The organism is Colwellia sp. PAMC 21821, assembly GCF_002077175.1.
Lineage (GTDB): Bacteria > Pseudomonadota > Gammaproteobacteria > Enterobacterales > Alteromonadaceae > Cognaticolwellia.
This window is the reverse complement of sequence record NZ_CP014943.1, coordinates 1,545,389-1,562,837: the sequence shown is the minus strand read 5'-3', so window position 1 is coordinate 1,562,837 and position 17,449 is coordinate 1,545,389. Positions and strand designations below refer to the sequence as shown.

Here is a 17,449-nt window from a genome sequence, read left to right as displayed (position 1 = left end):
CCGTGTTCTTATTATTGCGCTTGAACACGAAGTTCTGCAGATGAACGGCTGCGATGCCCTAATAGGGTTTTAACATCAACGGCCTTTGGCTTAATCAACTTAAACATTGGTGCATAAGTGTCAAAATTATTTAAAATTTCTTCTGCTCTTAAGCTGCCCGTTTCATCTAAGTGCTGGTTGATAATGCCACGTAGATGTTCTTGATGAATATTGAGTTCATCAATGGCTAACATCTCAATTGATTCATTGTTTAGGCGAATATCTAAATCATTTTGCTCATCTAAAACATAAGCGAAACCACCGGTCATTCCGGCACCAAAATTAACCCCTACATGGCCCAATATAGTCACTATACCACCCGTCATATATTCACAGGCATGATCGCCAGTACCTTCAATAACAGCATGACAGCCAGAGTTTCTGACGGCAAAGCGCTCACCCGCACGACCACAACCGAAAAGCTTACCGCCGGTTGCTCCGTACAAACAAGTGTTACCCATAATCATGGTTTTATGACTTAAATATTCTACACCTTTAGGCGGTTTTATGGTTAATTTACCACCGGCCATTCCTTTACCAACATAATCATTAGCGTCACCGGTTAGGGTCATTTCTAAGCCGCCAGCATTCCAGACACCAAAGCTTTGTCCTGCCGTACCATTTAAAAATACTTTAATTGGGTTTGCAGCCATGCCTTGATCGCCATGTTTACGGGCAATTTCGCCAGATAATGAAGCACCAACTGAGCGATCAGTGTTTTGAATAGATAAACGATATTCACCACCTTTACTGTGGGCAATAGCATCAGAAGCAAGCGACAGTAAACGCTGATTTAACTCACCTTTATCAAAAGGCTCATTGGTATCAGTTTGATGCAACGCAGTATCATCACCTGCTACTACCGGTGCAATAATTGGTCGTAAATCTAGTTTTTGTTGCTTAGCAGTAATACCCGCTAATGGGACGAATAAGTCTGTACGACCGATAATAGCCGTTAAGCTTTCAACACCTAAACTGGCTAAAATTTCGCGAACATCTTGCGCAATAAACTTAAAATAATTCATTACTTGATCAGGCAAGCCTTTAAAAAATTGCTCACGTAGCACTTCATCTTGTGTTGCAACACCTGTAGCACAGTTATTTAAATGACAAATACGCAGGAATTTACAGCCAAGTGTCACCATAGGCGCTGTACCAAAACCGAAGCTTTCAGCACCTAAAATAGCGGCTTTAACAATATCTAATCCGGTTTTAAGCCCGCCATCAACCTGTAAACGAACCTTGTGACGTAATCCGTTTGTTACCAATGACTGATGTGCTTCAGCTAAACCAAGCTCCCAAGGGCAACCCGCATACTTAACTGAGGTTAGCGGACTGGCACCTGTGCCGCCGTCATAACCTGAAATAGTAATAAAGTCAGCATAGGCTTTGGCAACACCAGAGGCGATAGTGCCAACACCTGGACCTGAAACAAGTTTTACTGAAATAACCGCTTTAGGATTGACTTGTTTTAAGTCGAAAATCAGTTGGGCCAGATCCTCAATAGAATAAATATCGTGATGCGGAGGAGGTGATATTAAAGTAACACCAGGTACTGAAAAACGTAGTTTTGCAATCAAAGGAGTAACTTTATCACCCGGTAATTGACCACCTTCACCCGGTTTTGCGCCCTGTGCTACTTTAATTTGCAACACATCTGCATTCACTAGATAGTAAGGTGTAACGCCAAAACGTCCTGAGGCAATTTGCTTGATACGTGAATTTTTCACCGTACCAAAGCGTCGTTCGTCTTCTCCACCTTCACCAGAATTTGAGAAACCACCTAAGCGGTTCATGGCAATTGCGAGTGCTTCATGTGCTTCAGGGCTTAACGCACCGATAGACATGGCAGCACTATCAAAGCGTTTAAATAGTTCGGTTTCGGGTTCAACGGCTGAAATATCAATCGCCGTTTGGTCGTCTTTTAGTGCAAGTAAATCACGTAATGCGGCGGCTGGGCGTTTATTAACGTGGTCAGCGAATATTCTGTAATCACTATAGTCACCACTGCGTACAGCGGCTTGCAGTGTGCTGACTACATCAGGGTTATAAGCGTGATATTCACCACCGTGCACGTATTTTAGTAACCCACCATGGCTTATTTTTTGATGTGGCATAAAAGCTTTGCGAGCAAGGTTAATATTGTCTTGTTCGATGTCAGCAAAGTCAGCGCCTTGAATACGGCTAGGCAATTCAGGGAAACAAAGGTCCATGATGTTACGATTTAAGCCGATAACTTCAAATAGTCCCGCACAACGATAGCTGGCGATGGTAGAAATACCCATTTTCGATAATATTTTCAGCAGGCCTTTATTAATGCCTTCCCGGTAATTGACTACGGCTTCGCGAGCAGTAAGGTTAATCTGATTCTGTTCAACCAATTGTTCAATCGTATCGTAAGCTAAGAACGGATAAATCGCGGTGGCACCTAAACCGAATAGGACGGCAAACTGATGTGAGTCACGCACTGAAGCTGTTTCTACAATAATGTTAGAGTCACAACGTAATTGCTTATCGACTAAACGCTTTTGTACCGCACCAACAGCCATTGCCGCAGGAATTGGTAACATGCCTTTATGAATTTGACGATCAGATAACACTAAAATTACAGTGTTTTTATCTCTTACTAATGTTTCGGCTTCATCACATAAACGTAACACCGCGGCTTCTAAACCCTCTTCTTGATCATAGTTCAAGGTTAAGGTATCTGAGCGGTAATGTTGGGGATCAAGCTCTCGTAACTGCTTTAACCCGGTGTACATTAATACCGGTGTAGCAAATAAGATACGGTCGGCATGGCCAGTGGTTTCATTGAAAACATTATGTTCACGGCCAATACAAGTACCTAATGACATAACATAACGCTCACGCAATGGGTCAATAGGTGGGTTGGTTACTTGCGCAAACTGTTGACGGAAATAATCATAGAGCGAACGCGGTTGACTCGATAATACAGCCATTGGCGTGTCATCGCCCATCGAGCCTGTTGCTTCTTGACCGTTTTCCGCTAATGCTTTTACTACTTGGTGTATTTCTTCATAGCTGTAGTTAAACATTTTGTGGTATTGAGCGATTTCTTGATCGGTAAATATCCGTTGGCCAATCAAACTGGCGTCTAATTGATCGAAAGGGACCAAACGACGAATATTATTGTCTAACCATTCACGATAGGGATGGCGAATTTTTAGTTCATTGTCGATAGCGTTTGAGTTGAAAATTTTACCGGTATAGGTGTCAATGGCTAACATTTCACCAGGGCCTACGCGGCCTTTTTCGACCACTTCATCTTCGCCGTAATCCCAAATACCGACTTCAGAGGCTAAGGTAATAAAACCATCTCGAGTGATAACATAACGCGCTGGTCTTAAGCCATTACGGTCTAAGTTACAAGAAACGTGACGGCCATTGGTAACAACAACACCAGCCGGTCCATCCCATGGTTCCATGTGCATCGAGTTAAATTCATAAAAAGCTTTTAAGTCATCGTCCATTAAAGGATTACTTTGCCAAGCTGGTGGCATTAATAGACGCATGCCACGGTAAAGATCCATGCCGCCCGCCATGAATAATTCAAGCATGTTGTCTAATGACGATGAGTCAGAGCCACTCTCGTTAACAAAAGGAGCAGCGTCTTGTAAGTCAGGGAGTAAGGGTGATCTAAAACCGTGCGTGCGAGCACGACTCCATTGTCGATTGCCTTTAATGGTATTAATTTCACCATTATGAGCTAAATAACGAAAAGGTTGTGCTAAATGCCACTCGGGAGAGGTATTGGTTGAAAAACGCTGATGAAATAGGCAAATCGCAGTTTGCATGCGAATATCGGCAAGGTCTAAATAAAAGTTTGGTAAATCTACCGGCATCATTAAGCCTTTGTAAATCGTGACCAAACACGACAAACTTGCGACATAAAACCGCTCATCACTAATACGTTTTTCTGCACGTCGTCTCGCCATATATAGTCGACGTTCGAGATCTCGGTTACGCCAGCCTGACGGCGCATCGACAAACACTTGCTCAATACCAGGTAAATTACCTTTAGCAATTTCACCTAAAGTAGCGGTGTCGGTAGGCACTATTCTCCAACCTACTAAGGTCAGTGTTTCACGCGCTAACTCTTCTTCTAGAATTTTTTTACTGGCATTTGCTTTGATAGGATCGGGATTGAGAAAAATCATACCCACGGCGTACTTTCGTCCAAGCTGCCAGTTGTTTTCTTCAGCAACAGCACGAAAAAAACTGTCTGGCTTTTGCATTAACAAGCCGCAACCATCACCGGTTTTTCCATCAGCAGCGATACCACCGCGATGCTGCATTCGGTCTAATGCTTGAATGGCAGTCTTTACGAGCTTATGACTGGTTTCGCCGTGTTGATGGGCAATAAGACCAAAGCCACAATTGTCTTTTTGGTAAGTATGATCGTAAAGTTGCATTATTTTCTCCAAATAAACGCCTCGACAGTATGGTTTGATTAGAATGGAATGAAATTATACTTAAACCGCATAAATAGTCCCGAATTCGAAGCGAGGAACTCCTTACATTAAACATTTAACCGCTATACGTCAATTCGAATAGAGTAAATACTCGTAATTATTTTACGTACTTATTAACAAATTATAACAAATCGTATGATATTTGTACTGCTAACGTCGATTTAACCGCTTTTTAGGTGATGTTTACTGTGCATAAGAAACTATTAACGTTATTTATGTAACTTTATTACATTTTTAAGTTATGAGAATGTAATCGCTTATAATATTTTATTCATTATTTTTGTAAATTTATTAGCAATTGAAAATAGGCTTAAGGCGGGCTAAAAAGTGTGATAAATAATGATAAATAATGATAAATTTGATGATTAATGTAACACCCATTTTATTAATTTTAAGGTCTACTTTATTTACAACCGTTGGTTGTTTTGAACAGCAGAAGAATGAGGTGTTTATTGAGGTACTAATGAGGTAACTATTGAAGTAACTACTGAGGTGCTTATTGAGGGAACTATTATGATGGGAATAATACGACTAGAGATAAGCTTAAACAAAGAGGTAAGTGGCACGATTAAAACTTTTCGAGTAGATAAAAAAATCCCTAGTCATTTTATAAAACTAGGGATTGTTAATTTTTTGCTTCATACCAATAGTGAGCTAATCGTAAGTTGATTACGTTAAGCTTGATAACCACCAACAACACCTTTAGTTGTTACACTAACGGCATCATGAGCATGTAGCGATTCTAAATGATTAATACGTAGCCAGAAATCATCAAATTGATCAGTGATATTCATGGTGTGCTGTAAGCGACGAGCAGCGTCTTCACAGAACATTAGGTTTTGGCCATTTAAAAGTGCAAATTCTTGTTCGTCTTCACGTTTTACTGCCGCTTGAACTGGTGTTTTAAGTGAGTTTTCAATTAAATCGACAAGATCAGTAATAGGAAATTCAGTTGTAGAACTATTAAGCTTTACTTTAATTTCGGCGACCGAACGTTGGCTATGTGGAGTAGCAACAATACCTTCGGTTGTACCAAGCCATTCGTGCACATCAGCTAAATCTACATTTGCGTCATCGGTAAACTTTTCTTTAAAGGCTTTTTGTATCAACTGACGCGCCAATGCTGCAGAACAAGGGCATGTAGAAGAATATCGTACGTCGAGAGAAAGCTCGATATCAAGCTTGCCTTTATTTAAAAGGCCAGTAACGGTTACAGGATAAGCTTTCCAACCTTGTTTGCCACTAATTAGCGATTTACGGCGAAGATGATAATCAAAGCTAAATTTTACTTTAGCATTATCGCTTAACTCTTCATGACTACTAATAAAACCGTCTAATAAAGTCACTAAGCTTTGATGGTTTAGAACATTTGAGTTTGATAATTCATCAAGGAGTAAATATAAGCGCGACATATGAATGCCTTTGGCTTTCGGCTCTTTAAGGTTGACAAACGCATCTACGTAGGCTGAAACCATACGTTCTGATTGGCCTTTAGAGGCAACCATGATAGGCATTTCTATATTGCTCATGCCGACCCAATCCAAAGTCCCCTCAGTTTGTGCTGTGGTGTGATTTGCTATATCAGGCATTAATGTTGGCATTTTGACTCCGCTATTCGCTGTGCACTAACTAAAGGGCTATCTTTGATAACTTCAGTAATTAGTAAAATTATAATCAGCATTACTATCGAAAAAATAGCGATAGTTCCCACAAAGACTTTAGAAAGTGGAATATAATGCAGTGACCCTGAAAAGGCGGCTATTTTGAACGAAATACCCACTAAAAGCAATATTTGTAATAGCGATGTTGAGATTGTTCTAGAATATGGTAGTTGTATTTAATATCTGTTATAAACGGGGCTTAAATTAGTTGTTATTTAGGACTTAAGTTTTAAATAGACGTAGCATCAAATTATTGTCGCAAAGGAGACTTCATGACACTAGCTCAACACCATCACATAGACTTAACGTTGATTAATGGTTATTTAGAAGCATTAGACATAGTGGTGATTCAACAAATGTTGGATCTATATATTCAGCAGTCAGAATTGAATTTAACCGCCATTAATCGCGCCGTAGTTGAAACGGATCAAAAAGCATGGCAAGAGCAGTGTCATAAAATGAAAGGGTCGGCGGCGAGTGCAGGCTTAAGCCAAGTACATCAGAAACTTATATTACTAGAGAAGTCGACAGAAGATAGCCAAACAAAAACTCAGCATTTAAAAGCACTGAGCTTGTTAAACCAACAGGGAATTGCTGCTTTTGGGCAGTGGATCGAAGAACAATAAGCCTTAACTAGCGATTGAGCAGGTAAATCATTCTCCCTGCTTATAATCTTCTAATCTATCTGACCAATAAATCTATATCCTTCACCGTGAATGGTGTTGATCAATTCTGGTGAGCTTTCAACTGACTCAAAATGTTTACGTAGACGTCGAATAGTGACATCGACTGTTCGATCGTTAGTACGCAAATCTCGTCCGGTCATTTCTTTGATTAATTGCTGACGCGTAACGATTTGTCCAACATTTTCGATAAGTAAACGCAGAGCTCGATATTCACCACGTGGAATTGAAATTTCTCTACCGTCTGGAGTGGTCATTTTTCGTGAGTTACCATCGAGTGACCATTGGTTAAAGCTTATAATATCTTGGCGTGTTTCAGAATGACTTGGTGTCATACGATTTAATATATTACGAGCCCTGATGGTTAGTTCACGTGGATTAAACGGTTTAGTTAAATAATCGTCAGCGCCAATTTCTAAGCCAAGAATTTTGTCAATGTCACTATCGCGACCGGTGAGGAAAATTAGGCCTAAGTCTTTATTACGGGTTAATTCTCGTGCTAATAATAAACCGTTTTTACCGGGTAAATTAATATCCATAATAACTAAGTTAATTTGGTTATTTTTAAGTGCGCGCTCCATGCTGTCACCGTCTATTGCTTCTGCCACCAAATAGCCTTCTGCTTCAAATAGATTTCGTAGATTAAAGCGTGTAACGTCTTCGTCTTCTACGATTAATATATGCGGTTTTTGCATGTTAAATATCCAGTCCTGTGAAAGTTAATTATTTAAAATTATTAATCCGATTTGTATTTTTTATATTAAGAAGCGATATTCAATATTTTGTCATTATAGACTATATCAAGGTATTAAATATCGGCTAATGTTATAGAAGCTCTAGTAAAAAAACAATAAATAGAAAGGTAATTACTGCATTTATCGCCATTTAGCCAAAGCGACTTAATACCCTAGGGGCTATTTGAACGTGAACTTTTCATAGCCTATGAAGCCCTTAGCAGGGTACGATTTTTTACTTTCGATATAATTAAATTCAACGTATTACTAGTAGAAAATTGAAGACCTAGCTAACAGGAAAGTTGATTTCAATATTGACACCATGACCTATTTCACTGCTTAAGACTATTGAACCACCCAATGCTTGAGTGACAAGGTTGTAAACTAAATGCATACCTAACCCACTGCCACCTTCGCCGCGTTTTGTGGTAGTAAAAGGCTCAAAAACTTTATGCTTTATTGACTCGTCAACTCCGACACCGTCATCTTTAAATAGTATATTTAGCTGGTTGCTCAGCGACATAACCGTAATTGAAATTTGACCTTTATCTTTACCTTCAAAACCGTGAATAATGGAATTCATAATTAAATTGATCAAAATTTGATTGATAGGACCGGGTTTACTTTTAATGGTTAAATCATCAGGGCAATCAATATTAATTACGTATGGTAAACTATTTAGTTGAGGCCTTAAGGTAAGTAAAACTTCCCTTAAAAGTTCTTTAATGTCAAAAGTTCGTATATCTTCACTCGATTGGTCGACGGCAACCTTTTTAAAGCTAGATATCAGGTCAGCAGCGCGATTTAGATTACGATAGATAATGGCTATGTTTTCTGAACTATCATGCAAAAACTTTTTTAATTGACTCGATTTTAAGGTTTTATCCTCAAAAGCACTTTTAATTTCATCTAATCTATCAGCTAACAGTGTCGATGCTGTTACTCCAAGGCCTATCGGCGTATTTACTTCATGCGCAACGCCTGCAACCATATCTCCAAGCGAAGCCATTTTTTCACTTTCAACCAATTGGCTTTGAAATTGATGGAGTTTCTCTAAAGTAGAAAGTAGCTCTTGGTTTGACTCTTTAAGTGCCTCGGTGCGTTTGTTGATTTTAGTCTCTAACTCTTGCGAGTGCTCTAGACTCTGTTGTTCCGCTGAATCTAATTGTGCTAAACGTTTTTCCATTCGAGCAAATAAAATATTTATATTGCGGCCTAAAATATCGGCTTCACGGTATGGCATATCTTCACATTGTTGCTGAAAATTTCTTTGTCGTGCGGCGAGTTGAACGGTGCTAGCTAACATGGTAAATGGTGCACAAATATAGCGTTCAAGTTTTAATGCAATGATAATGGCGAGTAGGCATACGATAAGAAAGACGATGATACTGGTGATCAATAATGTATCGCTAATATGGGTTATATGTTCAATACTGCTCTGAAGATAAATATGACCAATAATGTCATTATTGACTTTAATTGGCTGCATATACTCAAGATATTTTTCTTTAAATTGAGGTGTTTGCAAGTTCGCTATTTCGGAATGTTTTTCCAAAATAGCCGTACGTTGCATATTACGTTTGTAGCTATAAAAAAGGTTAAGATCCCCAGTTTCTCTATCTAATTGATAGATATGTATATGATTTAAATTGGGGATGTGTTTTGGTAATAAAAAACTATCATTGAGTGCTTTTCGTTCTGAATTAACTACATAGAGTAAACTCTCATCTGCCAAAACCTTGGCCCAGTGCTCTATTTGTTCGGCGGCACTGTCATGGTAACTTTTGTTAAATTGATGCGTAATTATTGAGAGACTCAATATAGACAATATTGAGAAAGCACTGAAGATCGAGATCAAGAAGATACGACGAATAGACCAAATAGGCTGGGTTGTTGGCATACAATTCTAAACTCAATTGATTGTGGCTATAAAATGATTGTAGAAAACCTTATGGATTTCAACAATCATTTTGTCATAGTTAAACTTTTAATTTTTACTATTAAGATAACACTGATAAACAGCAAAGCCTTTTTTAATTGCTAACGTTTTTGTTTTACCGATAGCCTTTTCCATTATGGGTAAGTATTTCAAAAAGCTATTCGCGACAATGGTAACACATGCTTTAGCCGTTAAATTCTGCTTAATTTCAGTTAAAAATTGCTCAGTCGCGGCATAATTTGTTTTTACACCTTGATGAAATGGTGGATTAGAGATCACAAAGTCATAGCGCTCTTTAACATCAGATAAACTATTTGAGGATATATATTCCCCAGATAACTGGTTTAAGCTTAATGTTGTTCGCGCAGAGTGCAATGCTAAAGCACTGACATCAACTAAAGTTAATTTAGTTTGTGGATGCACCGTCCCTATATATGCTGCGATAACACCAGCACCACAGCCGAAATCTAAAACTTTGCCATTGATAACATCAGGCAAGTGGGCTAATAAAATCTCTGTGCCGGTATCTAATGCGTTTTGACTAAACACGCCGGGTAATGCAGCAATTTTTAAGGTTTTTTCTTGTACTTGTATTGGGTAATATTTATAGAACTTTTCCAGTTCAAAACGAGGCAGGGCAGGCTTGAACTCACCAATAAACATTAAACAATGCCGGGCAGAATCAACTTTGTTGCAGTACGCTAGGTAGTCAGCCCCGAGTTTATCGGCTGACTTTACGCCACCTTTATTTTCACCCACAATAACGATGGTCGCATCATCTGTCATTGAATCGGCCAGCATGGCTAACGTAAAGCTAAATTCAGCCTTACTTTTTGGGAAATGAATGATAGCCATATCGTGTTTATTTTTAGCGACATACTCAACGCCAAAATGTGCACGTAAACGAGCGTTTTTAAGTTGCTGACAATGGGTATATTCAGCAAAATTTGTATGATAGCTGTCAATGTTAGCAGCGCTATGTTGGCTTAAGTATTGGGCAATAAAACCGTCGTCTGCGATATTAACCAAAAGAGGTCTTGCTGCGGTTAATGCCTCAAGATTGCGAATCAATAGTTGGTTAATGTTACTTATTGCCATGGAAATACCTATGATTGTGATAAATGTTACTAATTTACAGTAGCTTATTTGTTTAAATAATTACCGTTAATTTTTTAAATAAAATAGCTATAGATGAAATAACTCACTTAACGATAATTCATTTATACAGCTGATATTAATATGTCATAATGCGCGCATTCTACGCGAATTAAATTATCTCGCCATCATTAGTCCACAGGGAATTAACTATTTTTAAGAAAATGTTATTGCGACTAAAAATAAAATGGCTGCATAGTCAACTTAGAGCAAAAATATTGATTTTTCGCTACTTTTTGATGGGGCAACTTTTGGGTAAAAAAGCTCAAGCAGAAGTCTATCTGTCACTCAATGACCCACATAGTTTTATGTTAGTGCAAATGTTATCTCGCTTAGCCATAAATTATCGATTAGATTTTAAAGTGCTTTTTATCTGGGGAACTTTACCCGGTGTGACCATGTGCCCAAAGCTATATCGTCAATGGGCAATTAAAGACGCAAATGTAATGGCTGAACAGTATCAATTAGTTAATATTACCGCAGAGCCATCTTCTGCATCGTTAACAACGGGCCAACAGACTTGGCAATTGCTGGTGAACAACATTAAAAATGCGGAACAAATATTTATAAATACATGGGGCAATCATTACCGCGAACACTTTCAAACTTCTACCCCAACGATTAACCATCAAGTTAAAAATCAAACCCGTTTAAAAGCAAAAGGTCATTATGCTCCGGCAAGTATTTTTTTTGCTGGTAGTTGGTTTGTCGGCATTGATCGGTTATATCATTTTGAAAGTATGTTAGAAAAATTTGCTTTACTCGATGATGTTACTGAAGATTTTACGCCAAAAAAAATTAAATTGAATAACATTGTTACGCCACAACATTTTCCTCATAAAATAGTTGATATAAACACCGCTAAGACAGCTACTGTAGCGGCTGAGCCCTTGGTGATCTATATATCACTACGCAGCCCTTATTCTTATTTGGGGTTTGTGCAAGCCTTGAATTTAGCTGAGCGTCAACAAATCGAGTTAGTCATCAGGCCGATATTGCCATTATTGATGCGCGGCGAGTCGATTCCGATGATGAAGCAAAAATACATCTATCTTGATGCTGTACGTGAAGCTAAAAAACTGGGTATTGAGTTTAAGGGCTTTACTGACCCTCTCGGTGATGGGGTTATTAACGCCTATCGTTTATTTGCTTGGGCGCAACAGCAAGGGAAGGCTGTTGAGTATATAATGGCTTGCTTCCAAGCCATTTATGTTGATGGTATTGACTTGGCGAATCCAAAAAATGTAGAGACTATACTTAGCAAGTTAGCTCTAGATGTTGATGAAGCGACAATTTATCAGGAACAACATGACTGGCAACAATGGGCAGATATCAATCAAGTTGAACTGAGCAAGTTAAACTTGTGGGGTGTACCTTGTTTTAGTTATGGCGGAAACAGTTATTGGGGTCAAGATCGTATTTTTGCATTAGAAAAAGAAATAAATATATTTAGAACAGTGGGTTAATAGGAATTGTCAATATACGTATAGACGTCTATTGACTGTGCTTATATTTAAATGTTTTAATATTGCAGTCCCTTATTCCAGTGAAATTAATCGTAAAAAATTAATTACCACTAATATAGGGCCAGAAGAGGAGCGTTAACCAGGTAGTTATTGTGAAGAGATCAAACTCTATTGAGCAATAATGAGGGGGTTTAACGCCGAGGTAATTGTAAATTTGATAATACAATTGCCGGTTGTTTTAGCTTAGTCGTTGTTAAACGTCGATTAAGCATTATGCCAAGCGGATCAATAGTTGAGTCCGACTGGTATTAGGTTGAATCCTTGCAACTGTCACCTATTAGGTGGAGAGCTTCTGGCCTTTGTAAAGGCCAAGTTTCGTCCTTGAAATTTTGCCTCTACAAGCGCCTAAAAGTTCTCCGAACGACAAGAGTTCGAGAGAAATGAATCAAAAAAAATCGATAGATAATCAGTTAATCACAGATCGACCATTGGTCTGGACCGCATTGATCACGCCATTATTTGCCAATGACGAAATTGACTATGTCAGTTTGCGTAATCTAGTTTTACAACAAAACGCTGCTCACAATGGCATTTTATTATTGGGAAGCACAGGTGAAGGCTTAGCACTGACCGCGCAAGAGCATTTAAGTATTGTAAAATACGTTTGCGCTATGACTTTGCAGGTGCCATTAATGGTTGCGGTTGGCGGATATAACCTTAACGAGCAACTTGCCTGGATTGAACAATGCAATCAACTGCCGATAAATGCTTATTTACTCGCTAGCCCCATTTATGCCAAGCCAGGCCCAGTTGGGCAAACGCTATGGTTTAAAAGCCTACTTGATGCCGCAAACTTTCCTTGCATGCTTTATAACGTTCCTTCGCGCAGTAGCGTTGAAATTACTATTACAGCCTTGCAACAAGTGCAAAACCATAAAAATTGTTGGGCGCTAAAAGAAGCCAGTGGCGATCTCAATAAACTCCTAGCCTACAAAGAGCATTGTCCAAGCGTTGATTTGTATAGTGGTGAAGATGCCATGATGCCTTATCTTGCCGGCGCCGGCGTGAAAGGTCTAGTGTCTGTTAGCTCAAACGTTTGGCCTGAGGCAACTAGGCAATATGTCGCTATGGCTTTAGCTCATCAAAATGAAAGCCTTTTTCCGCTCTGGCATAAGGCTATAACGGCATTATTTCAAGTGGCCAACCCAATACCGGTAAAAGTTTTAATGGCTGAACTTAACATCATTAGTTCTGCGAAGCTTCGTTTACCGTTATGCCAAGAAGAAATTTCAGCGCAACACGGTTTACAAGATACCCATCGACAAATTCAGCAATGGCTAGAAAATAATAGTAACAATCCTTTAGCTCAACATTATGCTTCAACTAGCACGCTTAGTGCTGAAAATTATCACTCTGTAACTACAACTAACTTACGAGACATAAACTCATGACATGGCAGCAAACATTAACAGATTTAGAAACCGGTAAAACTCGAGCAGCACAACAAAATAGCGATGGTACTTGGCAAGTTAATACCGAAGTAAAGCAAGCAATTCTAGCGGCATTTAAAGCGGGAGAAAATATCGAATTTGATGGTGCTTATCGTGGTTTCGTTGATAAGCATAATTTACCTGCACGTGAATTTACCGTTGCCGATAAAGTCAGAATGGTACCGGGTGGTTCATCTGTTCGCCGAGGTGCTTACGTAGCGCCGGGCGTTATTATTATGCCACCGGCCTACATAAATGTTGGCGCCTTTGTTGATAGCGGAACTATGATTGATAGCCATGCATTGATTGGCTCGTGTGCACAAATTGGCAAAAATGTACATGTTTCTGCTGCCGTACAAATAGGCGGTGTACTTGAGCCTATTGGTGCTAGCCCAGTGATTATTGAAGATAATGCATTTTTAAGTGCTGGCGTTATTATTGTTGAAGGAATTGTAGTGAAGAAAGGTGCAGTTTTAGCGCCAGGTGTTTCGCTATCAGCGTCGGTACCGGTTTATGACTGTGTCAATAATGTCATATTAGCAAAAGGTGCTGATATACCTGAAAATGCTGTAGTTGTGCCGGGCACTCGTCCTGTAGCTGGCCAATGGGCAGAGCAGCATGGACTGAATATGGCTTGTGCGTTAATTGTTAAGTACCGTGATGAAAAAAGTAATGCGGCGTTAGAACTTGAATCTGTGCTGCGCTAGGAACAAAAATGACTGCAATGTTAAATAGACCAAACTGGCTTAGGCCTGCATTACTTGAACCGCTATTGGCGCATCAGGAACGACTAAATAAGCCTACTGACGTTGAGCAAGATGAAGACGGTTACTTTCTTTATGATCTCGACTATCTTGAACAACATTTATCGAGTTTGATGCAACAAGACGTGATTAAGCTTTGGTTTGCTGTCAAGGCAAACCCCTTGTCAAGGGTGATCAAAACTTTAGCGCAGCAAGGTTTTAATTTTGATGTTGCAAGTCAAGGCGAGCTAACACAAGTATTAGCACAAGATGTTCCCGCCGATCGTATTCTTAATACTGGCCCCGCTAAATCTAAGCGGCAGATAAAAGCATTTCTAGAGCAAGGCGTGCGCACTTTTGTGGTGGAGAGTTTGAACCAGTTACAATGGCTTAATGACGCCGCTAGCGAATTATCTTGCCAACCCCAAGTGTTATTGCGCGTGCAGTTGCAATGGGAGGAGGGAGAGAAGAATCCTTTAGGGGGTAACGAAGTAACGGCTTTTGGTTTATCTTGCCAAGCGTGGGAAACGATAAAAGTAAGTGACTTTCCTGCACTGAATATCAACGGTCTACATATTTTCCAATGGGGAAATATGCTCAGCAATGAGCTTATGTTTGAGCTTTGGTCACAAATGGTATCGCCTTTGTTGTCATTGGCCAAACAATTAGGAATGACCCTAGAGGTATTAGATTTAGGTGGCGGTTTAGGTGTTGATTACCTGCAAACTCGAAAAAGCTTACGATGGGAAGAGATTGTTGCCGACTTAGCCAAAATAAAAGCGCGAGCCGGGGTCAGCGAACTCTGGTTAGAGCTTGGACGCTTTGCGGTGGCTGAAATGGGTTATTACGTAACCTCAGTTGTTGACCGTAAAGTAAATTTTGAACACCAACAGTTAGTGTTAGCGGGGGGATTAATCATTTAATTCGACCTGCCATTACAGAACAGCCATTTCCAGTGGCGATGATCAGAGAGTCATCTGCAAGTCCTGTTTATTTTGATCTTCATGGTCCATTGTGTACTAGTTTAGATAAATTAGGTACCTTGGCGATAGCCAGTGATGTTGCGGTTGACGATCAATTAATATTTGGTTTAGCGGGCGCTTATGGCTTTACCGAAAGTATGCCATTTTTTCTTTGTCATCAAATTGCGGCAGAATATGTTCTGCAGCAAGGAAAAATTGAGCAAGTACGATCAGCTCAACCTGCTTCATGGTATTTACGCTAAGGCTTAATAAGGTTATTTATGAATTTAATTAGTAAAGAAGTGATGCATGTTGGTGAAATGGCCAGTGGTGCAGCCCTTACCGTGCCCGTTTACCGTATTAAGGGTAAACAACAAGGGCCTGATGTTTACATACAAGCCAATATGCATGGTGCAGAAGTGCAAGGCAATGCGGTTATTTTTCAGTTGTTAGAGCAATTAAAAACTATTGAATTAAATGGCAGTATTACCCTTGTACCTTATGCTAACCCGGTGGGTTGTAATCATAAAAACGGTGAGTATACCTTAGGTCGATTTGATCCCATTACCGGTGTTAACTGGAATCGCATGTATCATTTTGACGAAAGTATTATTGAGCCCTTTGCAAAGGCGCATTTAACCGATTCAATAGTCGAAATAGAACGTGCTTTTAAAGCCTTGATGGTCGAGAAAATATCTCAAAAGCTTAATCATAATATCTATGGTATTACTACCGGACAGCGTATCGCATATCAATTGCAACGCTTAGCTCATCAGGCTGATCTTGTTTTAGATCTGCACACAGGGCCAATTTCGAGTAAGCACTTATATTGCCCAGACTATGCCCGAGCCAGTGCTGAGTATTTTGATATTCCACATGTTTTATTTATCCCTAATGGTTTTGATGGCGCTTTAGATGAAGCGACATTTTGTCCTTGGTGGTATTTACAATTGAAATTCGCAGAACTAGGTCGAGACTTTCCCATCACGAAAACTGCGACTAATCATGGTAAAGATGCGGTGATAAAAGAAAGCTTTACTGTTGAGTTGGGTTCACAAGAGCAGATTGATTTAGACGTTGCGCATGAAGATGCCTTAGGTATTTTAAGCTATTTGCAATACCAAGGGGTTATCAATAGCAATGACTTCCATCCAAAAACCATGGTTCGATACAGTTGTATGTTAGAAGACTATAAGGCGCTTTATTCTCCTATGGGGGGCATGGTAGATTATTTAGCTGAATTTGGTCAGCCTCTCGCGGCTGGAGAACCCTTGGCACGTATTCTTCGCATGGACAATTATGGTGATGGCGATCCATTGCACTATATCAGCCTAGAGGACAATGTTATTCCAATTCTGCATTTTGCCTCAGCGAGTGTGAATCAAGGCACCGAACTTTATAAAGTATTTAGTAAATACAGTATTTTATAGTCTCAGACTCTGAAAACAAAAGTGCCTTGATTTATGATGAAATCAAGGCGCTTTTTAGTAGCATGTATTAGCAATTTTGTTAAAAAATTATGTGCTCTTTTAAGTAGGCAAATAAATCTCGGTAATGTTTACCAACTTTTTCAGCGCTATGTTCTTTTTTTGCCTGACGAACTAACTGTCGCAGCTTTTGTCTTTCCATGCTTTCACATTCGGTCAACAATGCTTCAATGGTCTCATTACCATCGGCGATAAGGTCATCACGCATTTTTTCAAGTTTTTCAAATTTAACTGACTCTTGCTGATGTTTATTAGCCATAACATCCATAGCTTGCTTTATCGGTTCAAGATCGGTTTCAGCCAATATTTTTGCAATATGACGCACATGGCGACGTAAAGCCTCATGTTTATTGGTGATTTTATCCGCGAGCAGCATGGCAGCTTTTAGATCATCAGTCAGCGGTAATTTACTGCGTTGATGCTTCGACATTTTGACTATAACCAGGCCAAAATCTTGCAGTCGATGCATTTCTCGTTTTATTTCCGATTTACTCAGTAATTCTTCTTCTAATTCATCGATATCGTTGGCAGAGTGGGGCATAATGTTAAGTAATCAAGTGATAATTACCTATAGTATACAACAAAGCAGGAGCAGCA

Annotated in this window: 11 protein-coding genes, 1 pseudogene and 1 riboswitch; of the genes and pseudogenes, 6 read left to right on the top strand and 6 right to left on the bottom strand. The window is 39.4% G+C overall.

Annotated features, from left to right (window positions below; all coding sequences use genetic code 11):
* Window positions 1-11 precede the first annotated feature (11 nt).
* The gene (gltB, locus tag A3Q33_RS06590; protein ID WP_081179261.1) at window positions 12-4,472 is read right to left on the bottom strand and encodes a glutamate synthase large subunit; all 4,461 of its coding nucleotides are present in this window, start codon (window positions 4,470-4,472) and stop codon (window positions 12-14) included.
* Window positions 4,473-5,206: 734 nt separating this feature from the next.
* Complete coding sequence (folE2, locus tag A3Q33_RS06585; protein ID WP_081179260.1) at window positions 5,207-6,133, bottom strand: GTP cyclohydrolase FolE2; 927 nt, start codon at window positions 6,131-6,133, stop codon at window positions 5,207-5,209.
* A gap of 332 nt (window positions 6,134-6,465) precedes the next feature.
* Between folE2 and A3Q33_RS06580 the strand changes: the two genes are divergently transcribed.
* Window positions 6,466-6,819 carry an Hpt domain-containing protein gene (locus tag A3Q33_RS06580; protein ID WP_081179259.1) on the top strand — a complete coding sequence of 118 codons (354 nt, stop codon included), beginning with the start codon at window positions 6,466-6,468 and terminating at the stop codon, window positions 6,817-6,819.
* Window positions 6,820-6,869: 50 nt separating this feature from the next.
* On the opposite strand, the gene arcA is transcribed toward A3Q33_RS06580, so the two are convergent.
* From arcA to A3Q33_RS06565, 3 genes are all read right to left on the bottom strand, one after another.
* Window positions 6,870-7,571, bottom strand: a complete 702-nt coding sequence (gene arcA, locus A3Q33_RS06575) for a two-component system response regulator ArcA (RefSeq protein WP_081179258.1) — start codon at window positions 7,569-7,571, stop codon at window positions 6,870-6,872.
* A 325-nt stretch (window positions 7,572-7,896) separates the two neighbouring features.
* Window positions 7,897-9,510, bottom strand: a complete 1,614-nt coding sequence (locus A3Q33_RS06570) for a sensor histidine kinase (protein ID WP_081179257.1) — start codon at window positions 9,508-9,510, stop codon at window positions 7,897-7,899.
* Window positions 9,511-9,597: 87 nt separating this feature from the next.
* Window positions 9,598-10,647 (bottom strand): methyltransferase, encoded by a 1,050-nt coding sequence (locus tag A3Q33_RS06565; RefSeq protein ID WP_081179256.1) that lies wholly within the window; start codon window positions 10,645-10,647, stop codon window positions 9,598-9,600.
* Between the two features lie 227 nt (window positions 10,648-10,874).
* Between A3Q33_RS06565 and A3Q33_RS06560 the strand changes: the two genes are divergently transcribed.
* From A3Q33_RS06560 to A3Q33_RS06540, 5 genes and pseudogenes are all read left to right on the top strand, one after another.
* Window positions 10,875-12,170 (top strand): DsbA family protein, encoded by a 1,296-nt coding sequence (locus A3Q33_RS06560; protein WP_196798061.1) that lies wholly within the window; start codon window positions 10,875-10,877, stop codon window positions 12,168-12,170.
* 117 nt (window positions 12,171-12,287) lie between these two features.
* A riboswitch (Lysine riboswitch) is annotated at window positions 12,288-12,530 on the top strand.
* An 80-nt stretch (window positions 12,531-12,610) separates the two neighbouring features.
* The gene (gene dapA, locus A3Q33_RS06555) at window positions 12,611-13,621 is read left to right on the top strand and encodes a 4-hydroxy-tetrahydrodipicolinate synthase (RefSeq protein ID WP_081179254.1); all 1,011 of its coding nucleotides are present in this window, start codon (window positions 12,611-12,613) and stop codon (window positions 13,619-13,621) included.
* The gene (locus A3Q33_RS06550; protein ID WP_081179253.1) at window positions 13,618-14,367 is read left to right on the top strand and encodes a 2,3,4,5-tetrahydropyridine-2,6-dicarboxylate N-succinyltransferase; all 750 of its coding nucleotides are present in this window, start codon (window positions 13,618-13,620) and stop codon (window positions 14,365-14,367) included. Before dapA ends, A3Q33_RS06550 begins: the two co-directional genes overlap by 4 nt.
* A 17-nt stretch (window positions 14,368-14,384) precedes the next feature.
* A pseudogene (locus A3Q33_RS06545) lies at window positions 14,385-15,628 on the top strand (PLP-dependent decarboxylase).
* An 18-nt stretch (window positions 15,629-15,646) separates the two neighbouring features.
* The gene (locus A3Q33_RS06540; RefSeq protein WP_081179252.1) at window positions 15,647-16,795 is read left to right on the top strand and encodes a succinylglutamate desuccinylase/aspartoacylase family protein; all 1,149 of its coding nucleotides are present in this window, start codon (window positions 15,647-15,649) and stop codon (window positions 16,793-16,795) included.
* A gap of 79 nt (window positions 16,796-16,874) precedes the next feature.
* On the opposite strand, the gene yjgA is transcribed toward A3Q33_RS06540, so the two are convergent.
* Window positions 16,875-17,393 (bottom strand): ribosome biogenesis factor YjgA, encoded by a 519-nt coding sequence (gene yjgA, locus A3Q33_RS06535; protein WP_081179251.1) that lies wholly within the window; start codon window positions 17,391-17,393, stop codon window positions 16,875-16,877.
* Window positions 17,394-17,449: the final 56 nt, after the last annotated feature.